The organism is Algoriphagus sp. (assembly GCF_046296635.1).
Classification (GTDB): Bacteria; Bacteroidota; Bacteroidia; order Cytophagales; family Cyclobacteriaceae; genus Algoriphagus.
In genome coordinates, this window is the sequence record NZ_JBKBKZ010000017.1 from 1 (window position 1) to 23952 (window position 23952).

The following is a 23952-nucleotide window of genomic DNA, read 5'->3' on the forward strand; positions in this document are numbered from 1 at the left end:
CATCGTTCACCGCAGCGTACGTGCCCCCTGACGTGATGTTCTTGGCGATGGTCAACGCCGCACGCTGATCCGCAGTCGCAGTCTCCGTGTCGGTATTCGAGGTCACCGTCTCGTTCTTATAGGTCGTGCTGGCAGAGGCCGTGTTGGTCACGCTGCCCGCATTCAGATCCGCCTGGCTAATGGTGTAGGTCGCCGTTACGGTCACACTCGCACCCGGTGCCAATGGACCTGTGCCTGAAGGAATGTTCGCAATCCTGTCATCAGCAACCGCAAACGGTCCTGCCAATTCCACATTGCCACTGTTGGTGATCACATACTCGTAGCTCACCACATCGTTCACCGCAGAGTACGTGCCGCCTGCCGTGATGTTCTTGTCGATGGTCAAGGCAGGGGTCTGCGTAACAGTCACCGTCTTTATATCGGAAGCTGTTACTTCCGGTCCTACTTGAGGTTTTCCTGAAACTGAAGCTGTATTTGTAACACTTCCCGCATTTACATCCGCTTGGGAAATGGTATAATTTGCGGTAAATGTAGCAGTAGCTCCTGCCGCCAAGCTTGGTATAGTGGATGGCGTAATCGCTGACAATCCGACCAAAGGATCGGTTACTGTAACATTACTAAGAACTACATTCCCAGTATTCTTTACTGTAAAGGTGTATGTAACAACTTCGTTAAAATCGTAAACTTCCTTGTTTGAAGTCTTTACGATTTCAATAGATGGCTCGGGGACGACCAAATTACAAATCGGAGGGCGCTCAGCCGATCTTAGGACTGCATTTAACAATAAACGCTGACCATTAATAGCAGTAATGCCTGTGCCTGAATATTCATGACCCCCAAGAAAGTGGATAAATCCGCCTTTTGTGGAAGTAACGCCACTTGCTCTGGCGACATATGATCTATATTGATTTGGTTTAGCTAGCGAAGAAACAATCTTTGTCCCACCAACAGGATCAGTAGTAAAACCCATATCCCGAAGTGATCCTCCTTGAGTAGCCAAAAGTCCCTGAAATTGGGCAAAAGGCTCAAAATGATTGTCATAAACAAAATCGGTAAATTTAGTTTCATCAATAAACCCATTGGTGGCAAAAATTCTACCGGTGACAAATCCTTGGTAAGAACGAACGCCAGCACATTGAGCCAAAAAATTCCCCCCATCCAACACGAAGTTCCTGACCTTTGTAACCTTGCTTGCATCATTGAATTCAGAATGAGGTTCAGTTGCAACTGTAAAGCAGGAATTTCCAGATAGATTATCAGCAGTAGTTAGTTGGTAATGTGTACTTATTTGTAACCCTGCTGCTTTGAAAATATCTTCATGAATACTAGTCTGATTTCCATCATTCAAAAGAGCCACCTTCGGCTTGTGTGTTAAAATCTGTGCTACCTTTACCGTTGTTTCGGATTGCAATTCATAAACATTGACTTTAGTCCCTGTCAGTGCATTAAAACTATCAATTACAATCTGAGCCTGGGCTTCAAACCCCGGAAAGATTGCAATCGGCCCAGACCTAAAATCCCTATTAGCATGACTGCCAATGGTTGGGTAGCGCAGGCGTGCATTGGCACTAAAATCTATACCATCTTTACTTTTTGTATTATCAATAATCCAAACGAGTGGTATATCGGCGTGTAGGAGACGTACCGCAAGACCATAAGCCCTAACGTTAAATGAACTACTGGTGGCTAGAGTACCATTCTGATGAAGATTGTCCATCGGAATAATGAGTGTCCCAGCAGGTAAGTTCTCGGATTGGTTTTGAGCTTGGGCGGTATTTATACTACCAAGAAACAGAAGCATCAAAACAAAAAATAATCCTTCACTGAAATTTCTTAAAAATTTGATTTGAAAAATCCCAAATTTTCTAGGATTGATCTGGCAATTGAATGACCTGGCCATATTATTAAAATTTAAATTTTTCGAGTTCGTAAACGTTTTTCTATACTTTTCTCTTTTTATTCTCTCTCCTTCAAATCTGATTCATTTGAAAAACCCAATTAAGATTGGATTAACGTAGAAGTATTTCAGGACGGTTTTACTCTCACTACATCATATTTGCTGTAAAAATACACTTAATTGTTTTTCATATCCAAACCATTTTTGAAAAATTTTCGATTTATAATGCATTTTTTTTTATTTGAAATACTTTTTTTTGAGAATATTATTCTTTTTGTGGAATAATTTTTAGGTATCTGTTAAACAAAATTAAGGAATAAATTTTTTTTATGGTATGAACTTTGAAGATTTACAGTTGGGGATTTTTTTTCTCATTTAACCCGAGGTCCCTGATTTTTTAAATAAATGGAAATGTGATTTTTGCCATTGGGCAAATTTCCTCTGCTTATAATTTATTTTGAAAGGCCATACCTGTCGGCAGGCAGGTGAAATGCTCCGAAAAATCATTCCACTGTAAAATCCCGTATGTACGGATCATAAGCATTTCATTTTATTAAAACCCTTATTATTAAATATTTCGTACTATAGAATTCAAACATAAAAATTTACAATTGTAATATTTGTTTAACTGAAACATGAGCTCATGCTAGAAATAATTTCCACTGAATCCCCCAAATTTGATTTTTCAACTATTTTTTCCAAGCAGCAGAAAACTTCCCTTCGTTGGAGATCATCAACCTTAGAGGAACGCTCTGCCCGACTGATTAAACTCCGGAACTGGATCAAAGAAAATCAGGATCAAATACGTCAAGCGCTTTGGGAGGATTTCAAAAAACCAGCCTCAGAGGTGGATCTAAGTGAGATCTTTCCCGTAACCTCCGAAATAAATCACACGCTGAAGAATCTGAAAAGCTGGATGAAACCTCAGGGCATCAGTACACCATTGTCAATGATTGGTACTAGTGGAAAAATTTATTTTGAGCCGAAAGGAACTGCCTTAATCATTTCACCTTGGAATTTTCCTTTCAATCTCACAGTCGGTCCTTTGGTTTCGGCAATTGCTGCAGGATGTCCTGCGATGATCAAACCTTCAGAATTCTCCCCTTCCACTTCCACTTTGATCGAAAAAATGGTGAAAGCTGTTTTTCCACCTGAGGAGGTATCTGTTTTTTTGGGTGAAGTAGAGGTGTCTCAGGAACTTCTCAAGCTCCCATTTGATCATATATTCTTCACCGGAAGCCCGGCGGTGGGTAAAATAGTCATGAAAGCTGCGGCAGAACACCTCACGTCAATCACATTGGAGCTCGGAGGAAAATCTCCTGCAATCATCGATGAATCCGCTGACCTGAATGATGCCGCAGGGAAATTAATCTGGGGGAAATTTGTCAATTGTGGGCAAACTTGCATAGCACCTGATTATATATTGGTCCATGAGTCACAGAAAGATCGTTTGATTATGGAATTGAAGGGCTTTCTCCAAAAGTTCTACGATTCCGGGTTTAAAGGAATAGAAAAGTCACCGGATTACGCAAGAATTATTGGACCACGTCATTTCAATAGACTTAGTGGCTATTTGGAAGATGCAGTTTCAAAGGGTGCCACCCTTGAATTTGGAGGAAAAACGGAAAAATCCACATGCTACTTCGAACCTACACTTTTGTCAAATATTGCAAAAGAAATGGACGTGTTCCAAGAAGAAATTTTTGGACCCATTTTACCCATTTTGACTTTTTCTAAAATCGATGATGTCATTGCATTAATCAATTCTAAACCCAAGCCACTCGCACTTTACTACTTTGGAAGTGATACCCGTAATTCCAAAAAGGTGATTGAAGAAACGAGTTCCGGAAATGTAGTAATCAACGATTGTATTATACATTTTCTTCATAACAATTTACCCTTTGGAGGAGTAAATAACAGCGGAATGGGAAAAGCGCATGGCCATGCAGGATTTTTGGCATTCAGTCATGAAAAAGGAGTGCTCAAACAGCGAGTTGGAATAAATAATGTCACGCTGCTTAGACCTCCCTATGGGATCAAAGCCAAAAAAATCATCCAATCCCTAATCAAATGGTTTTAACAATGGAAAAACATGTATTTAAACTTTTGCCAATCTTTGGTTTTGCTTTAGTTCTATTTTTCTCAGCATGCTCTACGGACCCTGGTTCAGAACCTTTCTTGGCGGCGAGGGATATCCTCGACGAATCTTATGGGTCTGATTTAAGACAAAAAATGGATGTTTATTTGCCTGCAGGCAGGACGCAATCCGATACTCCACTCCTTATATATATACACGGGGGTGGTTGGATTGACGGAGACAAAAGTGAGTTTTTGCAGGTAAAACCCATCTTGGAAAAGGAATTCCCGGGCTATGCCTTCGTCTCCCTTAACTACAGACTTTATGATTTTGCGACAGGAAGGAATGGGATTCCAGATCAGGAACAGGATATTATTTCTGCATTCAACTTTATCGAAAGCAAATTACCGACCTGGAATATTTCGGATGATTTCATTATCTCAGGAGCCAGTGCAGGGGGTCATTTGGCCTTACTGCACGCTTATAAAAACAACACCTCAGACATTAAGGCAGCGGTAGTATTCTTTCCACCAACCGATTTAATAGAGCTTTTCCCTTTTAGTAATTTCACCTCATTGGGACTAACGGCCCTCCTTGGAGGAACACCAAGCACGGCTAGGGCCGCATATTTAGCCTCTAGTCCGACGAGCCATATTGATTCCAAAGACGTCCCGACAATTTTTTTTCATGGCAACCTGGACACCGTAGTTCCAATTAGCCAAAGTCAACTTCTGGAACAAAAGCTAAAAAGTGCTGACGTTAGGCATAAGTTCACGCTTGTCCAGGGTCAAGGCCATGGATTTACCTCCGAAACATATACTGCCTCACTTCGGGAGGCTAAGGAATTTATAGGCAAATTTTAAATGAAAAAACCCCGACGTTTGTCAGGGTTACCAATAATTTTCAGACTTTTTGAAGTCCCGTAGAATGCGCCATTGATTTGATGGCGTTTACTACTTTCTCCGAAGGTTGCAGACGAATCTGGTTCAATTGCTCTATCATGCTCAGCATCTCCACGTATTCTTGCATCAGGGATTGTTCGCTATGCAAGGCTTGCATTAAGAGTTCTTGTTCTACCTCGGGCATTTCCTGGTAGATGTACCGTACCAGGTCATTTGGGGTAAATGATTTTATCATAGGCAAAGTTTAGTTGTTTCATTTTCTTCCTTAGGTGGATCAGCGCGTATCGCATTCTCCCCAAGGCGGTATTTATACTGACTCCAGTCTGATCGGCAATCTCCTGAAAACTCATGTCCAGATAATGCCGCATGACCAATACTTCTTTTTGAGCTTCGGGAAGCTCCTCGATCAGTTTCTTTACCATTTCTAGCGTCTCCTCTTTCACACGATGATCCTCGACAGAAGCTTCGGCAAACATCAGAGAATTGAACAGATTTGATCCATCTTCCATCAGAATGGTAGGATAGCGCTTGGACTTACGGAAATAGTCAATGGCTAAGTTATGCGCAATGCGCATCAACCAAGGCTGAAATTTCCCCTCCTCACTATACCGGTCTGAATGGATTGTCTGAACGACTTTCACAAATACGTCCTGGAGCAAATCCTCTGCTACATACTGATCCTTAACGATCAGATAAATTGTGGTAAAAACTTTACTTTGGTATCGATCTACCAAAAGATCAAAAGCAGCTTCGCTGCCATTACGATACTGAGCTATCAACTCGCTGTCCTGCGGACCTATTCGCTTATTCATTTTAAGTTGGTTTATAAACAACGTAGAAGTCTAAGCCATAGTATCGGTTAAGTGTGAAAGAAATAAAAAGGTGAAATCAATTGTGTATTCTGTTCAAGGCATCCAATCTAAGACGTTTTTAGAATACATGTCAAGCATCTGATAAAATTCGAGAGGAAGTTTTGAAAAAGGTCATTTCGCAAACTTTTATTTTAATGAAATCTCTCCGCAAACCTCGCATAGCCAATGTCCATGCCAGAAAACATTTAATAACACACAATTCTTAACTCTTTTTACTCACCAAACAACCCAAAAAATCCCCTCCAATTCCTATCTTCGTAATATTATCAAGATAAAATTAGCATGGATTTAAGCGGAAAAATAATAAGCCAACTGCCTGAAGTAGGAGGAAATTCAAAAACAGGAAATGCTTGGAGAAAGCAGGAATTTATCCTCGAAACTGGTGGACAGTACCCAAAGAAAGTATGTGTGTCACTTTGGGGAGATAAAATTGACCAATTTGGATTGAAAGTGGGTGAACAGGTTACGCTGGGAATCGATGTAGAAAGCCGAGAATATAATGGTCGCTGGTATACAGAAGTCAAAGCCTATAAAGTAGATCGAACTGCAGGTGGTGGGGCTCCTTCAGCAATGCCGGAGGTCGATACCTTCTACTCCGAAAGCGAAGAAGACAAGCTTCCATTTTAAACAAAATTCAGTTTTTTTTAACTTGACTTTTCGATGTGGGACGATTTTGAAGAAAATGAGGAAGAAGATGACGAGAGTGAATTTGATCCTAAAGCACAACGGGATCAAATTTACTCTCATCCATTAATGAAGAAAGCGAAGGAAATTGTATCGCTCACACATGCGCTTGTTGGCAGCTTAGATGAAGCCCGAAAAGAACTCTATGGTGGAATGATGATGGAGGACGCCATGATTATGAGTGCCAAATTTGCCGGTGCTGAGGGTGTAAATGACTATATCCTTAAAATGGAAAATGCCACCATCATGAAAGTCCATGCTCGCCACCTTCACTCCATGACCTACCAACTTGCCATGGAGGAAACTCATGCCGAGGAACATTTGAACTTACTTAGAGAAGCAATTGAAGAGTTCAAGGTATTGTTTGTGGCTTGGGTCAAAAGCTTTGATCCTGCAGATAAGTACGACGATGGTTGGGGACTTTTTACCTAGTGAAAGATTTGGACTAACCTGTTTTTTTCCTTTCTTAGTTGAAAAAAACCAGGATGAATCGACTCTTCTATCTCTCATTAACTATTATTGCAATTTCTTGCAGCCAATCGCGGAAACCAGTTGAAATTAAGGAACTAGATCTATCCGTACTGATTGTAGATACGCTGTATCTTGAAAAGGATACCCTGACAAAAGAATTAGGAAGCGATTTTACCTATTTTGAAACTGACTCCGGTTCGGTATTAATGACTTTTCGAGAAAGAAGATTGCTATTCTATAGCTTTCCGGATGGAAAATTAATCAAGACTCAGTCCTTTGAACGGGAAGGACCAAACGGAATAGGTGGATTTGTCACTGGGAATTTTATTGACACGAATTCAATCTATTTCCTTTCCCAGCAGAAAGAATTGATTAAGGCTGATTTTAATGGCACTGTAATTCAGAGATGGAAATTTCCTGAAATACCTACTGAGAGATTGTATCACAATTTTTCGACTTATCTATTTAATAAAATCCGGAAATCAGGAGACAAGTTATATTTCACTGATGTGCCATTTGTCTTTAAGGAAAGCTTTGCTGAATACGAAAAATGGGGAATTATCTTCGATACCAAAAAAGAACTATTTGACCATTTCTATTTCCGATATCCAAAGGATGTTCTTCAATATACAGATGACGATCAGTTGGGTCTATTTAGTCACACACTAAATATCAATACCAATGAGCACTTAGTATCCTTTTCAATTTCAGATTCTCTGCTTCAAATAAAAGACGGAAAGCAAACTTGGCATTATGCCGGAACGTTAGAGAAACTCCAATTTTTAAAAGGAAAAACTTCTCAGCAGGGAGAATATACCGTTTTCAATCCCAATCACGAAAGCAGCAAATACGAAGCGCTTGACATTGATACCCATTCTAAAAAAATATTGAGGACAGTAAGAATCAAAGGTCCTACTCTTGAAAATCCTGATCAGAAAAAATACAAGTTGTTAGTGTTGAACCCAGATTTTTCTAGAGAAGCTGAATTGTTTTTCAATACCAATGAAATGGGATCATACGGCTTTAATACGCCTAAAGGTTATGTTGTCCAGCTTCATACAAGAACTACAGATGATTTGGTCTCTTATGCTGTTTTAGATTTTTCAAAAATCAACCCATAAAAAAAACGAGACTTATTCAGTCTCGCTTTTTACTAGTTGTAGTTCGATTTCTTCACCAGATTCATCTAGAAATCTGTATTCCGTCACGGGTAGCGAAGAATCTTTGATCAGTTTTATCCATTTGTAATACTTGAAAAACCACCTCATCCGCTGGCTAATCAGGCCTTGGGTGAAGTATGCGTGCAGATAGGGGTGCAGCCCAATTTGTATTTTAGCCACGTTTTGGATGGTGGCAATGTGTGCTAGGTCATGCTCCAACTTGTCGGCAATCAGGATCGAAGCCTGAATCTTACCAGTTCCGTTGCAAGCCGGGCAAGTCTCCTTGGTCACAATATTGACTTCCGGTCTTACCCGCTGTCGGGTGATCTGCATGAGCCCAAATTTGCTCAGCGGCAATACAGTATGCTTGGACCTATCTAGTTTCATCTCCTGCATCATCACTTCATAGATGGCTTTTTTATTATCAGCCTTCTTCATATCGATGAAGTCTACGACGATGATTCCTCCCATATCGCGGAGGCGGAGTTGTCTGGCAATTTCTTTAGCAGCGACCATGTTGGTTTTCAACGCTGTTGATTCTTGGTCACTTTCTTGATTGGACTTGTTGCCACTGTTGACGTCGATGACGTGTAGTGCTTCGGTGTGTTCAATAATGACATAGCCACCCTGAGGTAAGCTCACCGTCTGTCCAAACAAGCTTTTGATTTGCTTTTCGATTCCAAAACTTTCAAAGAGCTTAACTTTACCGTTGTAAAGCTTTACAATTTTTTCTTTTTCAGGGACAATTGACCTGATGTAGGATCTGATCTGATCGTAAGTTGATTCTTCTTCTACGGTGATTGCGTCGAATGATTCGTTGAGCAGGTCCCTGATTAAAGAGGAAGCCATGCTCATCTCTCCGATGATTTTGTCCCGGCTCTTAGCCTTCAACAATTTCTTCATTCCTTCTTCCCACGTATCGAGAAGGTTTCGAAGGTCTTTGTCAAGTTCCGTCACGGATTGACCTTCGGCCACAGTACGGATGATTACTCCGAAGTTGGCAGGTTTGATAGAATTGATGAGTCTAAGAAGCCTTTTTCGCTCGTCGTTGCTTCGGATTTTCTTGGATACATTGACTGTATCGGAGAAAGGTACGAGCACCAGAAAGCGACCGGGCAGAGAGAGCTCACAGGATAGTCGGGGTCCTTTTGTAGAAATGGGTTCTTTGACGACTTGCACCAATACTTGATTGGTCTTGGATAGGACTTTTTCGATTTTACCGATTTTGTCTATCTCAGGATCGTTTTCGAAGCCTTTCAGCAGATAATTGTTGTAGTTGTTGTTGCGCACCATTTTGGTGAACTTCAACATCGAGTTGACATTTGGGCCTAAGTCTTGGTAATGAAGAAAGGCGTCCTTCTCATAGCCTACGTCAATAAACGCAGCATTGAGACCATTGACAATCTTTCTTACCGTTCCTAGGTAAATGTCACCTACTTTAAACTGATTGTCCATCCCTTCGGAATGAAGCTCTACCAGTTGCTTATCATGCAGCAGGGCAATCCGACTTCCGTTTTGAGCAGAATCGATTAACAATTCCGTACTCAAAATTTGGTCTTATATAATGTAAATGAACGTGTTGTTTTACTAAAAACAGGAAAAGAAGAAGTGTATTACTTCTTCTTATGTCTGTTTTTTCTAAGTCTCTTCTTACGCTTGTGCGTAGCGATCTTATGTCTCTTTCTTTTCTTACCGCAAGGCATAGTTTTTAGAATTTAAGGTTTATACTATTGATTTTTTAAAGTCGGTCAAGGTAGCTCTGAACACTTTCCAGAATCATTGGGTCCTGGGTCATTTTCTTTACTTCCTCAAACTGAGCTTTTGCTTTGTTCTTTTCTTTGGACTCAAAGTAGCTCACTGCCAAATAAAATTGACCCTGAAGATTGTCCGGGTGGTACTTTACCAATTCCTCAAATCGCTCAGCGGCTCTTTTATACTGTCCAGATTGCATGGACAGAATTCCCATGTTGAACAACCCATCCTCATTTTGTGGATCCGCTTCGAGAATTTCTCTCATCATCGTGATCCCTTGCATAGGATTGGCCGAAGATACATAAGTCATCGCCACTTTGGTTTTCAAATCCAATCGGCTTGGATCTTTATCCAAAACCTGATTTAGGTAGGTTCTCGTCTTTTCAGCAAGATCTTCCACTTTGGCTTTATCCAAAGCGAATGAAAATGCTTCATAGTAAGCCTTACCTGCTTCTTCGATCAACAACAAGTCTGTGGATTTCAGTTCAACTGCCTTTCCTAAGAAATAAGCAGCACTGTCAAACATTCCACCATTTTGATAAATTGAGGCTAGCGTTTTAGCAGCATCAATTCTTTCAGACGGCTCTCCAGAGGCAGTCAAAGTGGACTTCAACTGATCAGCTTGAGATTGATTGTCGGAAGAAAGCTCATTCGCATGCAATTCGGAAACATTCGGAGAAGAGTTCTCCGCTGTCATAGGGTCTTCTACGGCAGTGGTGCCTGCTTTATTGTCTACGACAACTTTTGGCAAAGCATACAATCCCGAGATGATTACTATTCCTAATACAATGAGAATGAGCTGAGATTTTTTCATCTGATAATAACTTGTTTTTCAAAGGTCAGATGGAATCTCGCATGAGGCACCCTCCCGAAAGATATCGGGACATTCCTCGATAGAACTTGCTTCATGCTCGATTTCATGTCAAATTAGCCTCGGACTTAGTCTTGAGGAGCCAATTCTTTAATCTTCTTGCTATTTTTGATCTTCTCTATAAACACTTTTGAAGGCTTGAAAGCCGGAATATAGTGCTCATCAATAACAATGGCTGTGTTTTTAGAGATGTTACGGGCGATTTTTTTAGCTCTTTTCTTATTGATAAAGCTGCCAAAACCTCTCACGTAAATGTTTTCTCCGTCAGCCATAGAATCCTTCACTACCTTGAAGAATGCCTCAATGGCTTGTGTAACATCATCTTTCTGGATTCCAGTTTTGTCTGAAATCTTGGTGATTACTTCTGCTTTTGTCACAGTGTTTTTAATTTAGAAATTACGAAATAAGCTTAACAACCTATTAACCAAGTGTTTTTGGGACTGCAAATGTACGAGAAGCAAGTCAATTAAAAAACATATTCAAAAAAATTACCTTGATTTGTATTAGAGATATTTACCCCAAATGAATCATAAAACCGCTGAAAATCAGGTCTTTTCCACTCAAATAATTTCTTGGTATCGGGCCAATCCAAGAGAACTTCCCTGGAGAGGCATCAAAGATCCTTATAAAATTTGGCTCTCAGAAATCATACTTCAGCAGACTCGTGTTGCCCAAGGGTTACCTTACTATTATGCATTTTCTGAGACTTATCCGGCTGTAAAGGATTTGGCACTGGCCCCCGAGTCCGATGTATTACGGCTTTGGCAGGGATTGGGCTATTACAGTCGTGCCAGAAATCTGCACAGCTGTGCAAAATACATCTGGTATGAGCTTGGGGGAAACTTCCCTGACAACTATCAAGATTTACTATTATTAAAAGGAGTAGGAAGCTACACGGCCTCAGCCATCGCAAGTTTTGCCTACGGAGAAGCCAAAGCGGTAGTTGATGGAAATGTATTCAGGGTACTGGCCCGATATTTTGGAATCGAGACCGACATCGCCACTGGAAAAGCTAAAAAGCAGTTCGAAACCCTTGCTGATGAACTTATTCCCCAGTCAAATCCCGGAGAGTTCAATCAAGCGATGATGGATTTTGGAGCAAGGTTGTGCGTTCCCAAAAATCCAGATTGTGAAATTTGTCCACTCAAATCTTCCTGCTTTGCATTTCAAAAAGGCCTTGTGAAAGAATTACCAGTAAAAATCAATAAAACCAAAGTTCGAGAGCGAAACCTCCACTACTATGTCATACAGTGTGGTCAAGACTATGTTTGGAATAAGCGCAAAGCTGGAGATATCTGGGAAGGCCTTCATGATTTTCCATTGGAAGAAAATAACGGAATAAGCTTTCAAGGACTTTCTTTGCCCACTTCTGAAAAACCTCAGTCTATTCCCAAAAATTACCGACATATTTTGTCGCACCAAAAACTTAATGCAAGTTTTTCTAAACTTGATATTCCAACTGAAAAGTACCTTGAATTAACACAATGGTGTGAAGAAGAGGGCTATTTCTTAGTTTCTGAAAATGAAATTGAGAGTTTAGCCAAACCCAAATTGATCGTAAATTTTTTGAACGATCAAGGGATTTGAGTAACTTCATAGCTTTCAATTTTTCAACCTAAACACATATAACTATGGCAGGAGTAAACAAAGTAATTCTGGTAGGGAATCTCGGAGCAGATCCCGAAGTGAAGTACCTTGAAGGAGACAATGTTGTTGCAAATTTTAGCTTAGCGACAACAGAATCTTACAAGGATAAGAGTGGTAACCGAGTAGATCAGACTGAATGGCATGATTTGGAGGTTTGGGGTGCTCAAGCAAAAGTCGTGGAGCAATATTTAAAAAAAGGAAGTCAGCTATTTGTAGAGGGAAAAATCCGCACAGAGAAATGGACGGATGAAAACAATCAACCGAGAAGGAGGACAAGAATTCGTGTGCTTAATTTCACCATGCTCGGGGGAAAGCCTGAAGGCATGGGCGGAGGCCCCCAAGCTACAGCTTCGCCAGCAGCAAATCCTAAACCACAAACTGCACAAACTGCGAGTACAGGGTCAAACTCTGCCCCGGATTTGGTTATAGATGATACCGATGATGATTTGCCATTTTAATTGATACTTGATTCCCCTGAAGTTGATTTTCAGGGGAATTGCTTATTTTTGCATCGAACATCTTTTCGCCTACATGGACGACCCCTACCCGAGTTACTATCTGCTTGCTCAGATTACCGAGCCAACATTTAGTTATTTCTTTTTCAATGGATTAATATTGGTTATTCTGTTGATAGGGTCTGCCTTGGCATCAGGCTCAGAAGTCGCATTTTTTTCGCTCACTAATGAAGAAATCGCCTCAATTCAAGAGTCGGAACCAAAAAAAGGCAAACAGGTGGCAAAGCTTCTTGCCAATCCAAAAAAACTCCTCAGTACCATTCTCATTTTAAATAACCTGATCAACATCGGTATGGTCACCCTGACAACGTTTGTTGCTTGGTCACTATTCGGTATGAATGCCACCGGAATTATCGTGATTTTGGTACAAACAGTGGGTATAACTTTTGCGATTGTCTTCTTTGGAGAAATCGTCCCAAAAGTTTATGCAAATCAGGCAAGAATCCCATTTGCCCTCACTTTAGCACCAATTCTCAGTTTTTTCTCCTCCATTTTGATGCCTATATCTTGGTTTTTAATGGTGTTCAGCAATCTCATCGAAAAACGTGTGGAACAAAAAGGATACTCACTTTCTGTTGACCAACTCAATCAAGCACTGGAATTAACTACTGAGGATACTCCAGAGGAAGAAAAAGACATTCTAAAAGGAATCGTAAATTTTGGAACACTGACCGTAAAACAAGTGATGCGAAGCAGAATGGACATCACTGCAGTCGATGGTGAAATAGACTTCCATGAATTAATGGATAAGATAAATAAGAGCGGCTACTCAAGAATTCCGGTTTTTGAGGAGACAATTGACAATATCTCTGGAGTACTCTATATCAAGGACCTTCTTCCTTTCATTGAAAAGGATGAAGATTTCGCATGGAAAGACCTCATCCGTAAAAGCTTTTTCGTGCCAGAAACCAAAAAGGTGGATGCGCTCCTCAAAGACTTCCAAAAAATGCGGGTGCACATGGCTATTGTAGTTGATGAATATGGAGGAACTTCTGGTTTGGTGACATTAGAAGATCTGATCGAAGAAATCATCGGAGAAATCAACGATGAATTTGATGACACAAATGATATCTTCTTCCAGGAAATTGACTCCGATACATTCATTTTTGAAGGCAAGGTCTCACTTAATGACTTTTGTAAAAAACTGGAATTGGATTCACAGGTTTTCGAAGAAGTAAAAGGCGAAAGTGAGTCGCTCGGAGGACTGCTTCTTGAGTTAAATTCCAAGCTTCCAAAAAATGGAACAAAGATTCAATTTGAAGATTTTGAGTTTACCGTTTTAGCAGTGGATGCCCGCAAAATCAAAAAAGTCAAAGTCCACCTCAATAATGGAGAAAAGGATAGCGCAGCTCCATTTACAGACTAAATTTTATTTTTTATTATATTTTGAAATATATATTAAAATCAAAATATTATTCTGCTTTTAAAAAAAATATACAAGTTGTATCATCCCCTTCTGAATTTTCTAAAATAAAAATCTTAGAAAAAAATCACTTTTTTTTTTGAAAACCCATTTTCTGTCATTTTACACTTTTTTATAAAAAAGTGGTTTAATTTTTTAGATAAAACATCATTGTAGCACAAGATTATTAATAATTATTCAAACTTTTAATGCTGAAATCAGTTTTGCTGAAAATACAATAAACTCAGATTTTATCAATAATACTTCATTATTAAGGTCGGTTCTTTGCCTTAATTTTAACAAAAGAATTTTTTTTTGTACTTTTTGGAAATTTTGAACCTATTAAATCAATTGAAAATGCAAGAAGGTTTATATCGATCGGAGTTTGAGCATGACTCCTGCGGTATTGGTGCGGTGGTCGACTTGAGTAATATTCCAACTCATGAGACAATCAGCGATGCCTTATATATGCTTAGTAATATGGAGCACCGTGGCGGAAGGGGTTCAGATCCCAAAACCGGTGACGGTGCCGGTATTTCTATTCAAGTCCCGCATCAGTTCCTCAAAGACGTAACAGCACGCACAGAAATCAATCTACCTGGGCCAGGGTTTTATGGCGTGGGAATGACTTTCTTTCCTAAGAATAAACAGCTTTATCATCGATCCAAAGAATTGCTCAATCAATTGATTGAGGAAATGGATTTTAATCTGATCGGGTATCGTCAGGTGCCTGTCGATGAGACTATCCCAGGATCAGGCGCATTAGAGGTAATGCCTAATATAGAGCAGCTTTTTGTCAGCCATAAAAAGGGGCTGACTGGAATTGAACTGGAAAGGAAACTTTATGTCCTCAGAAACTTTGCTACATCGGAAATCAATTCAAAAATTCCCGGTGTCAATCATGCCTTTTATTTTGCAAGCTTGAGTAGCCTGACACTTGTATACAAAGGTCAACTCAGAACTGATCAAGTGTTGGCTTTTTACAAAGACCTGCAAAACCCGAGAATTGAATCGGCATTCGCAATTGTCCATTCAAGATTTTCTACGAATACATTTCCTAATTGGAGACTCGCACAGCCGTTCCGCTTCCTTTCTCATAATGGTGAGATCAATACCATTCGAGGCAACTTGAATAAAATGAAATCAAAAGAGGCCTTGATGAAATCTAATCTCTTCAGTGATGAAGAATTGGCCAAGTTGATGCCTATTACGAATAAGTTGAATTCAGATTCTGCTAATTTGGATGCAATGGTGGAACTGCTTACCCTTAGCGGTAGATCTCTTCCTCATGCCATGATGATGCTGGTACCGGAAGCTTGGCAGGATAATCAGGTGATGGATCGAGAAAGAAAAGCCTTTTATAAGTTTCATGCATCTTTGGTAGAGCCTTGGGATGGTCCCGCTGCCTTACTTTTCACCGATGGAAAATCAGTAGGTGCAACTTTGGACAGAAATGGACTCCGTCCTCTTCGCTATTTTATTACAAAAGACAATCGACTGGTTCTTTCCTCAGAAGCAGGCGCATTGCCTATTCGAGAAGCTACCATTACAGAAAAAGGAAGAATAAGCCCAGGAAAGATGCTTTGGGCAGACCTTGAGAAAGGTCGAGTGCTTTTTGATGAAGAAGTAAAAGGTGAAATCTGCAGACGACAGCCTTACGAGAAGTGGGTCAATGAGCAGCGAACAAAGCTCCGATTTGTACCGGATCCAGAGGAGTTATCTCACCCTTACTCAACAGAAAATATCAAAAAATGCCAAACAGTATTTGGCTACACTTCTGAGGAGCAAAAAGTAATTCTTGGTCCCATGGGAGACACGGGCTACGAAGCCATTGGTTCCATGGGCGCAGACACCCCTTTAGCGGTGCTTTCTAAGCAAAGTCAGCATATCTCGAATTATTTTAAGCAACTATTCGCTCAGGTAAGTAACCCTCCAATCGACCCGATTCGCGAGCGATTGGTTATGTCGCTTTTCACAAGAATCGGAGAAGGGCACAACATTCTTGAGGAAAGTCCAAAGCACACGAAGCAAATTCACATTTCACAACCGGTTCTCTTGAACGAGGATCTGGAGAAAATCACCCGAATGGAACATTTGGGTTATCGGACTAAAAAGCTCTACGGACATTTTGTAGCAGACCATAAGCCCGGCAGATTACTTGAAGCTTTGGACAAACTTTGCGAGGAAGCCGAAGAAGCCATTCACGCAGGAAAAAATATCCTGATCATTTCTGATAGAAAAAGTTCTGAGGAATTAGCACCCATTCCATCGCTTTTGGCTATCGGTGCGGTACACCAGCATTTGATTATTAAAAAAATCAGGACTCGTGCAGGACTTGTTCTGGAATCAGCAGATATCCGGGAAGTCCATCATTTTGCCTTAGCTATCGGCTATGGAGTTTCCGCTATCAATCCATATCTGGCTTTGGAATCCTTGTTGGAAATGTTTGATAAAGGCCAATTGAAAAAAGTTAAGGACCAAAAAACTTTATTTGAAAATTATCAGGATGCCATCGGCAAAGGACTTCTGAAAGTTCTTTCGAAAATGGGTATTTCTACACTTCAATCGTATCAAGGTGCACAGATTTTCGAAGCACTTGGATTGGGACCTGAAGTTATTGACCGTTGCTTCAAGGGAACGATTTCCAGAATCAGTGGTGTATCATTTGATGATCTAGCTGAAGAGGTTTTGATTCGACATCATGCCGCGTATGAGACCCACAGTCCAATTCTGGAAACAGGGGGAGTATATCAGTGGAAAAGAAGAGGGGAAAAACACATGTTTAATCCTGAAACCATCCACCTTCTTCAAAAATCCACCCGATTGGGTGATTTTGAGCTCTATAAAAAGTTCGCTGCAAAAATTAACGAACAGACCAAAGATGCCTTGACGTTGAGAGGTCTGTTTGAATTCAAAAAACGAATCAGTGTCCCCATTGAAGAAGTAGAGCCAGCAGAGAACATCATGCGCCGCTTTGCTACTGGAGCGATGTCATTTGGTTCAATCTCTCACGAAGCCCATAGCACACTTGCAATTGCCATGAACCGTATCGGTGCAAAAAGTAATTCCGGAGAGGGTGGAGAGGATGAGATCCGCTATGACAAAAAACCAAATGGCGATTGGGAACGATCAGCGATCAAGCAAGTGGCCTCAGGCCGATTTGGTGTCACGAGCCATTACTTAACCAATGCATCGGAACTTCAAATCAAAATGGCCCAAGGTGCAAAACCGGGAGAAGGTGGGCAGCTGCCAGGTCACAAAGTAGATGAGTGGATCGGAAGAGTAAGGCATTCAACACCTGGAGTTGGATTGATTTCTCCGCCTCCACATCACGACATCTATTCTATCGAAGATTTGGCTCAGTTGATTTTCGACTTGAAAAATGCGAATCGAAAGGCTAGAATCAACGTCAAGCTTGTCTCTCAGGCTGGAGTTGGCACAGTAGCAGCAGGAGTGGCAAAAGCCGCAGCTGATGTCATTCTAATTTCAGGTGCTGATGGCGGAACTGGTGCTTCACCCTTGAGTTCCATCCGTCACGCAGGGCTTCCATGGGAGCTTGGTCTTTCGGAAGCGCATCAAACCTTAGTAAAAAACAACCTCAGAAGTCGAGTAGTCCTTCAAACTGACGGACAGCTTAGAACTGGACGAGATCTAGCAATAGCTACCCTTCTAGGTGCTGAGGAGTGGGGCATCGCGACAGGAGCACTGGTGGTTGAGGGTTGCATCATGATGAGAAAGTGTCATCTGAACACCTGTCCGGTAGGCATCGCAACTCAGGATCCTGAATTGCGGAAGCTATTCACTGGAGATCCGGACCATGTCGTGAACTACTTCAGGTTTTTGGTTCAGGACTTACGGGAAATCATGGCTTCACTGGGATTCCGAACCGTAGATGAAATGGTCGGACAAAGCCAAGTACTCCAGTCAACCGGCCATTTAAATCATTGGAAGTGGGATAAAGTCGATCTTTCTCCAATTTTCCACAAAGTGGAAGTTCCTGATCACGTGGGTATTCATAAACAAATCGATCAGGAGTTTGAACTGAAAAAAGTGCTGGACAGGCAGTTAATTAAAACAGCTACCCCTGCCTTGGAGCAAGCGATACCAGTTACCGGAAGTTTCCAAATCAAAAATATAGACCGCTCAGTGGGCGCCATGCTTTCCAATGAGATTTCTAAAATCTATGGGGGACAGGGATTGCCTGAAGATACGATTCAATTCAAATTCACGGGCTCTGCAGGTCAGACATTCGGAGGTTTCCTTGCCAAAGGTGTGAATTTCGAACTGGAAGGAGAAGCAAATGACTATTTTGGAAAGGGGCTATCGGGTGGAAAACTGATCGTGTATCCTAGTCGAAATGCCCGTTTTGCTCCGGAGGAAAATATTATCATCGGTAATGTGGCCTTCTATGGCGCTACTTCAGGTGAAGCCTATATCAATGGCAAAGGTGGCGAACGATTCTGTGTAAGAAATTCAGGAGTAAAAACGGTGATCGAAGGAATCGGAGATCACGGTTGTGAATACATGACCGGGGGATTGATGATCAATCTGGGAGAAATCGGCCGAAACTTCGCTGCAGGGATGAGTGGTGGTATCGCTTATGTTCTCAAGGACTACATCACCGAAATAAATACGGAGATGGTAGATATTGACATTCTTGAAGAAGATGACTTTGTCACAATCAAAGGCTATCTCAAGCGACATGTCAAATTGACCAACAGCAGACTAGGTCAACGATTCTTGGAAGATTGGGACAAAGCGAAAGAACTCTTTATCAAAGTCATTCCTAAGGATTATAAGGCCGTTTTGGTAAAAAGATCACAAGAACAAGCAAAATCACTGGTGTAAGATGGGAGCGAAAGAAGGATTTATTCAATTTAAAAGAGAAACACCTGTCAGTCGAGATCCAAGAGAGCGAGTCAATGACTACAGAGAAATATACGAGCCTTTTTCGGGCGAAAAACTAAATGAGCAAGCTGCACGATGCATGGATTGCGGAGTTCCGTTTTGTCATAATGGTTGTCCACTTGGAAACGTAATCCCGGAATTCAACGATGCGGTTTACAATCAGGAGTGGGGACAAGCCATCAGCATTTTGCGAAGCACAAATAATTTCCCGGAGTTCACAGGCAGAATTTGTCCTGCTCCTTGCGAAGCGAGTTGTGTCTTAGGAATTAATAAAGATCCGGTCGCCATCGAACTAATCGAGAAAAATATTGCTGAGAAAGCTTACGATCTTGGTCTAATTAAAGCTAATCCACCGAAGAATCGGACAGGAAAGAAAGTTGCAGTAATCGGGTCCGGTCCAGCAGGACTTGCTGCTGCAGATCAGCTTAATCAAGCGGGTCATGAGGTTACGCTTTTTGAAAAAGATGCAAAAGTCGGGGGATTACTCCGATACGGTATTCCTGATTTCAAACTTGAAAAGTGGGTCATCGACCGCCGAGTTGCTTTGATGCAAGAGGAAGGAGTGATTTTCGCCACCAATACAGAGATCGGGCAAACCATTCACACTGAGGAAATTCTAAAGACATTCGATGCCGTAGTTTTGTCTACCGGAGCGGCACATCCAAGAGCCTTGAATATCAAAGGGGACAATTACAAAGGCGTTCATTTCGCGATGGAATTTCTGGGCAAACAAAATCAGGTAATTGGTGGAGAGCTTGCTAATAATCCAATTTCTGCGGAGGGAAAACATGTCATTGTCATCGGAGGAGGAGATACAGGAAGCGATTGTATTGGAACTTCCAACCGACACGGGGCAGTATCTATTACTCAACTCGAGCTTTTGCCAAAGCCTCCAAAACAACGGAATTTCTTGAATCCTTGGCCTGAATGGCCTATGACTCTCAAAACTTCCAGTTCACACGAAGAAGGTGCGGAACGAATTTTCTCTATCCTGACCAAAGAATTCACAGGAAATGATGCTGGAGAAGTAACTGGTTTGACCTTAGTAGATATTGAATGGAAAGAAAATGGAGGCCGAATGACTTTTGAGGAAATGCCAGGTACAGAACGAACTGTACCCTGTGATCTTGCATTCATTGCAATTGGCTATTCAGGTCCAGCTCAAAATGGCCTATTACAAGCTTTTGGAGCTGAAACAATGGAAAACAGCCTTCCTAAATCAAAAAACTATCAAAGTACCAATCCAAAAGTTTTCCTAGCTGGCGATATGCGACGTGGGCAGTCCCTAGTTGTGTGGGCAATCTCAGAAGGGAGAGAAACTGCGGTAAAAGTGGATGAATACCTCATGGGTACTTCTTCCCTGCCTATGAAGGACGAATCCTTCTATCAGGTAGATGAGCAAGTCGCGGGATAATGTCAAGGCTATTCCCTCTGGGTTTGCCCTGACCTACCAATAGCACCCTGTTTAGTTGAACCACCTGCGATATAGAAAGCCACCTTTTGGGTGGCTTTCTTCATTTGGTTTAGTTTCCTCCACGTCTTTGTCGAGGCATATTACCTTTCTGGTGAACCTCGCCTCCCGGTCTTCGTTTCCCACGCTGCTCTTGTTTGATTTCCTCCCATTTGGTACGCTGCTCCTCGGTAAGGATCTCATTTACTTTTTCCTGATGGGCTTTCATTTCCCCGGATCTAGCCGCTCTTAATTCTTTTTCTCTTTCCATTTCAGCCTGTCTCTTTTTAGCCTGCTCCAGATTTAATTTCAAAAGCTGGGATTTTTGTTGTTCAGAAAGTTGAAGCTCCGTTGCCATTTTTTCAGTCGCTTTTTGAGCTCTTTCCTCAGGACTGGTTTGTTCTCTTTTTCCCTGTTGAGCGTTCACTTGCAAGCTGGTAAATACCAACAAAGCTGCTCCAATGATCCACATTTTCATACCTGTTTTAGTTTAGTTTCGAAGGTTAGACCTAAGAACTCAACCCTAGTTTAACAGCTCATTAAAATGGGATGTTAATGAATCTTAAAGCCAATTATTCCTCAATCAACTCCTTCCGTTCAGAAGCTCTCACATATTTGGGTTTGATCAGAAGTCTCAAGCTTGGGTCAAAGCTGAGGTAGTTCCAACTCCAATTCAGAAAGATGAATAGTTTATTTTTCACTCCAAGAATCGCCATCAGGTGCACAAAAAGCCAGGTCATCCAAGCCAGAAAGCCCTGAAATTTAAAAAACGGTAAATCTACCACGGCCAATTTTCTACCTACTGTGGCCATAGATCCCAGATCTTTGTATTGAAAAGGTATCAAATCCTGACCTTTTACCTGTCGAAAGAGATTTTTAGAAAGATTCTTGGCTTGTTGGATTGCAACTTGAGCAACTTGGGGGTGGCCTTTAGGGAAATTTCCCCCTGGTAAGAGGCATTGATCGCCTAGGACAAATACTCCTTCAGTATCAACTAGCTGGTTGAATTCATTGACAAGCATTCTGCCATTTCCTGCATATTGGCTGGAATCAAAGCCGTCGATCCGATTAGGCTTAATACCTGCAGCCCAGAGCAACGTTTGGGTTTCAATTGGCTCTTTTCCATTAAGCAAAACCTGCTTTCCGTTGTAATCCTGGACCATGGTACTCAGCATCACGTCTACCCCAAGCTTTTTCAAATAGTCCAGACTATGTGCTTGCGCTTCGGGCGACATCGAAGATAGGAGACTCGGTCCTGCTTCGATCAGGACTACTTTCATGTTTTTAAAGCTAAGCTCTGGATAATCTTTCGGGAATACATTATTCCTCAATTCCGCCATCGCTCCCGCGAGTTCTACTCCAGTTGGTCCTCCGCCAACGATGACCACATTCATGAGCGATTTTCGATCTTCGACATTTGCGATTGTAATCGCACGCTCATAATTGGAGATAATTTTATTCCGAATGTAAAGTGCCTCCGAAACAGTTTTCATCGGAGAAGAATAATACTCGATATTCTTAGCTCCAAAGTAATTGGTGTCTGCTCCCATAGCCAACACCAAAAAATCATAGTCAATGTGCCCGATATCCGTGTAGAGCCGCTTGGCTTTCTGATCTACTTTCAATGCCTCTCCCATTCTGAAACTGACGTTGGGAGTACTATGGAAAATTTTGCGAAGCGGAAATGAAATAGCACTTGGTTCCAACCCAGCAGTAGCTACTTGATAAAAAAGTGGTTGAAATTGGTGGTAATTGTTTTTATCCAGGAGAATGATCTGAAAAGCACTATTTCTAAGTTCTCTGGCAAGTTTGAGGCCCGCAAACCCTCCGCCTACTACTACTATTTTGGGAAGATTGAGCTTTGGAAGGTTAGGAATCGGTTGATTGGCAAAGTGGTTCATGGGAATTAGGTTTTTATCTTATACGAAGTCAAGGGAGTGTCGAACATAGGATTTCCAAAAAGTTACCCAATCTGAGAAAAAAAGAAGCCATTCGGCTAAGTGAAAAGAATTGCTAATTTTGCCCACCTCTAATAAATCAAATCCATGGGAAGAGCATTTGAATTCCGAAAAGAACGAAAGTTCAAGCGTTGGGACAAAATGTCCAAAGTCTTTACCAGACTGGGGAAAGAAATTGTGATGGCAGTCAAAGCCGGTGGTCCTGACCCAAACAGCAATGCAAAACTCCGCACTGTAATACAAAATGCCAAGGGTGCCCAAATGCCAAAGGATCGAATCGAAGCTGCGATCAAACGTGCATCCAACAAGGACGAGAAAGACTATGAGGAGATCGTATATGAAGGTTATGGCCCATTTGGAATAGCGTTTATAGTAGAAACTTCAACGGATAATACAAATCGTACAGTCGCTAACGTGCGTTCCTACTTTTCAAAAGCGGGCGGAGCAATGGGGACTTCAGGCTCAGTAAGCTTTATGTTTGACAGAAAAGCTGTATTTCGCTTTGATAAGGCTGATCATGATTTGGATGAATTAGAACTAGAACTCATCGACTTTGGACTAACCGAGATTGCAGAAAACGAGGGTGAAATCTTTGCTTATACCGAATTTGAAGATTTTGGCTCCATGCAAAAAGCATTAGAAGACCAAGGTATTGAAGTGATTTCGGCAGATTTTCAGAGATTCCCGACCACTTTGACTGAACTCACCGAAGAACAAGAAGATATTATCCACAAACTTATCGATCGTCTGGAAGAAGACGATGATGTCAACCAAGTATTTACTAACATGGCTTAGGTCTTGCCTAGCTTTTTTTTATGAATTTCAAAAGAAGACAAAATTTCCAGCCCTCAGACAAACTCCTTGTTTTGGTAGGAAGCAAGAATCCGGTTAAAATCTCCTGCACCGAAGATGCCTTCACCAGAGCTTTCAACAAAAGTTTTTTGGTGGAGGGAATTAATGCTGCCTCTGGTGTCTCAGAACAGCCATTGGGAGATCAGGAGACGCTATTGGGTGCAAAAAACAGGGCCCAGAATTCCATGGAGGTATTTCCGGAAGCAAATTATTGGGTAGGAATAGAAGGAGGATTGGATGAGGATGAGCGTGGAATGTTTGCTTTTGCATGGATTTATATACTTGATAAAGATGGTAAATCAAGCCAATCCAAAACCGGTACTTTTTACATTCCAAATGCTGTTGCAAAACTAGTAAAAGAAGGAATGGAACTGGGAGCAGCCGACGATGCAGTGTTCTCACAAGAAAACTCCAAGCAGCAGGGAGGCTCAGTTGGGCTTTTGACAAATGGAATCGTGGACAGAAATGAGTATTACCGTCAGGCGATTATTTTGGCGCTCATCCCTTTTTTGAATGAAAATCTGTTCTAAGGAA

19 protein-coding genes and 1 pseudogene are annotated in these 23952 nt (G+C 41.4%); 12 read left to right on the forward strand and 8 right to left on the reverse strand.

Annotated features, from left to right (window positions below):
* Nucleotides 1-1411, reverse strand: a pseudogene (locus ACK4HU_RS13140) (hypothetical protein); the annotation flags it as partial.
* A gap of 1129 nt (nucleotides 1412-2540) precedes the next feature.
* On the opposite strand from ACK4HU_RS13140, the gene ACK4HU_RS13145 reads away from it, so the two are divergent.
* Nucleotides 2541-3977, forward strand: coding sequence for an aldehyde dehydrogenase family protein (locus ACK4HU_RS13145; protein WP_409807453.1), 1437 nt, complete (start codon nucleotides 2541-2543; stop codon nucleotides 3975-3977).
* 2 nt (nucleotides 3978-3979) lie between these two features.
* Nucleotides 3980-4837 (forward strand): prolyl oligopeptidase family serine peptidase, encoded by an 858-nt coding sequence (locus ACK4HU_RS13150; protein ID WP_409807455.1) that lies wholly within the window; start codon nucleotides 3980-3982, stop codon nucleotides 4835-4837.
* A gap of 40 nt (nucleotides 4838-4877) precedes the next feature.
* On the opposite strand, the gene ACK4HU_RS13155 is transcribed toward ACK4HU_RS13150, so the two are convergent.
* The gene (locus ACK4HU_RS13155) at nucleotides 4878-5111 is read right to left on the reverse strand and encodes a hypothetical protein (protein WP_409807457.1); all 234 of its coding nucleotides are present in this window, start codon (nucleotides 5109-5111) and stop codon (nucleotides 4878-4880) included.
* Nucleotides 5086-5688 (reverse strand): RNA polymerase sigma factor, encoded by a 603-nt coding sequence (locus ACK4HU_RS13160; protein WP_409807459.1) that lies wholly within the window; start codon nucleotides 5686-5688, stop codon nucleotides 5086-5088. Before ACK4HU_RS13160 ends, ACK4HU_RS13155 begins: the two co-directional genes overlap by 26 nt.
* 342 nt (nucleotides 5689-6030) lie before the next feature.
* On the opposite strand from ACK4HU_RS13160, the gene ACK4HU_RS13165 reads away from it, so the two are divergent.
* From ACK4HU_RS13165 to ACK4HU_RS13175, 3 genes are read left to right on the forward strand one after another with little or no spacing between them, the layout of a single operon-like run.
* Nucleotides 6031-6375 carry a DUF3127 domain-containing protein gene (locus ACK4HU_RS13165; protein ID WP_409807461.1) on the forward strand — a complete coding sequence of 115 codons (345 nt, stop codon included), beginning with the start codon at nucleotides 6031-6033 and terminating at the stop codon, nucleotides 6373-6375.
* 33 nt (nucleotides 6376-6408) lie between these two features.
* Nucleotides 6409-6864 (forward strand): hypothetical protein, encoded by a 456-nt coding sequence (locus ACK4HU_RS13170; protein ID WP_409807463.1) that lies wholly within the window; start codon nucleotides 6409-6411, stop codon nucleotides 6862-6864.
* Between the two features lie 53 nt (nucleotides 6865-6917).
* Nucleotides 6918-8024 carry a DUF4221 family protein gene (locus tag ACK4HU_RS13175; RefSeq protein ID WP_409807465.1) on the forward strand — a complete coding sequence of 369 codons (1107 nt, stop codon included), beginning with the start codon at nucleotides 6918-6920 and terminating at the stop codon, nucleotides 8022-8024.
* 12 nt (nucleotides 8025-8036) lie between these two features.
* Here the strand turns inward: ACK4HU_RS13175 and ACK4HU_RS13180 are convergent, their stop codons facing one another.
* The 3 genes from ACK4HU_RS13180 to ACK4HU_RS13190 form a co-directional block, all read right to left on the reverse strand.
* A complete protein-coding gene (locus tag ACK4HU_RS13180) occupies nucleotides 8037-9611 on the reverse strand; it encodes a ribonuclease E/G (protein WP_409807467.1) in 1575 nt (524 codons plus the stop codon).
* 190 nt (nucleotides 9612-9801) lie between these two features.
* Complete coding sequence (locus ACK4HU_RS13185) at nucleotides 9802-10629, reverse strand: tetratricopeptide repeat protein (RefSeq protein WP_409807469.1); 828 nt, start codon at nucleotides 10627-10629, stop codon at nucleotides 9802-9804.
* A 125-nt stretch (nucleotides 10630-10754) separates the two neighbouring features.
* Nucleotides 10755-11063 (reverse strand): HU family DNA-binding protein, encoded by a 309-nt coding sequence (locus ACK4HU_RS13190; protein WP_092733185.1) that lies wholly within the window; start codon nucleotides 11061-11063, stop codon nucleotides 10755-10757.
* Nucleotides 11064-11208: 145 nt separating this feature from the next.
* On the opposite strand from ACK4HU_RS13190, the gene mutY reads away from it, so the two are divergent.
* From mutY to ACK4HU_RS13215, 5 genes are all read left to right on the forward strand, one after another.
* The gene (gene mutY, locus ACK4HU_RS13195; RefSeq protein ID WP_409807471.1) at nucleotides 11209-12273 is read left to right on the forward strand and encodes an A/G-specific adenine glycosylase; all 1065 of its coding nucleotides are present in this window, start codon (nucleotides 11209-11211) and stop codon (nucleotides 12271-12273) included.
* A 44-nt stretch (nucleotides 12274-12317) separates the two neighbouring features.
* Complete coding sequence (locus ACK4HU_RS13200) at nucleotides 12318-12791, forward strand: single-stranded DNA-binding protein (protein WP_409807472.1); 474 nt, start codon at nucleotides 12318-12320, stop codon at nucleotides 12789-12791.
* Between the two features lie 73 nt (nucleotides 12792-12864).
* Nucleotides 12865-14214, forward strand: coding sequence for a gliding motility-associated protein GldE (gene gldE, locus ACK4HU_RS13205; RefSeq protein WP_409807474.1), 1350 nt, complete (start codon nucleotides 12865-12867; stop codon nucleotides 14212-14214).
* A gap of 393 nt (nucleotides 14215-14607) precedes the next feature.
* Nucleotides 14608-19098: a glutamate synthase large subunit gene (gltB, locus tag ACK4HU_RS13210; protein WP_409807476.1), complete on the forward strand. Its 4491-nt coding sequence runs from the start codon at nucleotides 14608-14610 to the stop codon at nucleotides 19096-19098.
* Nucleotide 19099: 1 nt separating this feature from the next.
* Nucleotides 19100-20572 (forward strand): glutamate synthase subunit beta, encoded by a 1473-nt coding sequence (locus tag ACK4HU_RS13215; RefSeq protein WP_409807478.1) that lies wholly within the window; start codon nucleotides 19100-19102, stop codon nucleotides 20570-20572.
* A 109-nt stretch (nucleotides 20573-20681) separates the two neighbouring features.
* Here ACK4HU_RS13215 and ACK4HU_RS13220 read toward each other — a convergent pair whose 3' ends face one another.
* The gene (locus ACK4HU_RS13220) at nucleotides 20682-21086 is read right to left on the reverse strand and encodes a DUF4890 domain-containing protein (RefSeq protein WP_409807479.1); all 405 of its coding nucleotides are present in this window, start codon (nucleotides 21084-21086) and stop codon (nucleotides 20682-20684) included.
* A 94-nt stretch (nucleotides 21087-21180) separates the two neighbouring features.
* The gene (locus ACK4HU_RS13225) at nucleotides 21181-22509 is read right to left on the reverse strand and encodes an NAD(P)/FAD-dependent oxidoreductase (RefSeq protein ID WP_409807481.1); all 1329 of its coding nucleotides are present in this window, start codon (nucleotides 22507-22509) and stop codon (nucleotides 21181-21183) included.
* 144 nt (nucleotides 22510-22653) lie between these two features.
* On the opposite strand from ACK4HU_RS13225, the gene ACK4HU_RS13230 reads away from it, so the two are divergent.
* Together ACK4HU_RS13230 and yjjX are read left to right on the forward strand one after the other, a co-directional pair.
* Nucleotides 22654-23361 (forward strand): YebC/PmpR family DNA-binding transcriptional regulator, encoded by a 708-nt coding sequence (locus tag ACK4HU_RS13230; protein WP_409807483.1) that lies wholly within the window; start codon nucleotides 22654-22656, stop codon nucleotides 23359-23361.
* Between the two features lie 20 nt (nucleotides 23362-23381).
* Nucleotides 23382-23948, forward strand: a complete 567-nt coding sequence (gene yjjX / locus ACK4HU_RS13235) for an inosine/xanthosine triphosphatase (protein WP_409807485.1) — start codon at nucleotides 23382-23384, stop codon at nucleotides 23946-23948.
* The last annotated feature ends 4 nt before the right edge of the window (nucleotides 23949-23952 follow it).

Coding starts and splice junctions, on each gene's coding strand:
- ACK4HU_RS13145 (WP_409807453.1), top strand. CDS start 2,541: ATGCTAGAAATAATTTCCACTGAATCCCCCAAATTTGATTTTTCAACT.
- ACK4HU_RS13150 (WP_409807455.1), top strand. CDS start 3,980: ATGGAAAAACATGTATTTAAACTTTTGCCAATCTTTGGTTTTGCTTTA.
- ACK4HU_RS13155 (WP_409807457.1), bottom strand. CDS start 5,111: ATGATAAAATCATTTACCCCAAATGACCTGGTACGGTACATCTACCAG.
- ACK4HU_RS13160 (WP_409807459.1), bottom strand. CDS start 5,688: ATGAATAAGCGAATAGGTCCGCAGGACAGCGAGTTGATAGCTCAGTAT.
- ACK4HU_RS13165 (WP_409807461.1), top strand. CDS start 6,031: ATGGATTTAAGCGGAAAAATAATAAGCCAACTGCCTGAAGTAGGAGGA.
- ACK4HU_RS13170 (WP_409807463.1), top strand. CDS start 6,409: ATGTGGGACGATTTTGAAGAAAATGAGGAAGAAGATGACGAGAGTGAA.
- ACK4HU_RS13175 (WP_409807465.1), top strand. CDS start 6,918: ATGAATCGACTCTTCTATCTCTCATTAACTATTATTGCAATTTCTTGC.
- ACK4HU_RS13185 (WP_409807469.1), bottom strand. CDS start 10,629: ATGAAAAAATCTCAGCTCATTCTCATTGTATTAGGAATAGTAATCATC.
- mutY (WP_409807471.1), top strand. CDS start 11,209: ATGAATCATAAAACCGCTGAAAATCAGGTCTTTTCCACTCAAATAATT.
- ACK4HU_RS13200 (WP_409807472.1), top strand. CDS start 12,318: ATGGCAGGAGTAAACAAAGTAATTCTGGTAGGGAATCTCGGAGCAGAT.
- gldE (WP_409807474.1), top strand. CDS start 12,865: ATGGACGACCCCTACCCGAGTTACTATCTGCTTGCTCAGATTACCGAG.
- gltB (WP_409807476.1), top strand. CDS start 14,608: ATGCAAGAAGGTTTATATCGATCGGAGTTTGAGCATGACTCCTGCGGT.
- ACK4HU_RS13215 (WP_409807478.1), top strand. CDS start 19,100: ATGGGAGCGAAAGAAGGATTTATTCAATTTAAAAGAGAAACACCTGTC.
- ACK4HU_RS13220 (WP_409807479.1), bottom strand. CDS start 21,086: ATGAAAATGTGGATCATTGGAGCAGCTTTGTTGGTATTTACCAGCTTG.
- ACK4HU_RS13225 (WP_409807481.1), bottom strand. CDS start 22,509: ATGAACCACTTTGCCAATCAACCGATTCCTAACCTTCCAAAGCTCAAT.
- ACK4HU_RS13230 (WP_409807483.1), top strand. CDS start 22,654: ATGGGAAGAGCATTTGAATTCCGAAAAGAACGAAAGTTCAAGCGTTGG.
- yjjX (WP_409807485.1), top strand. CDS start 23,382: ATGAATTTCAAAAGAAGACAAAATTTCCAGCCCTCAGACAAACTCCTT.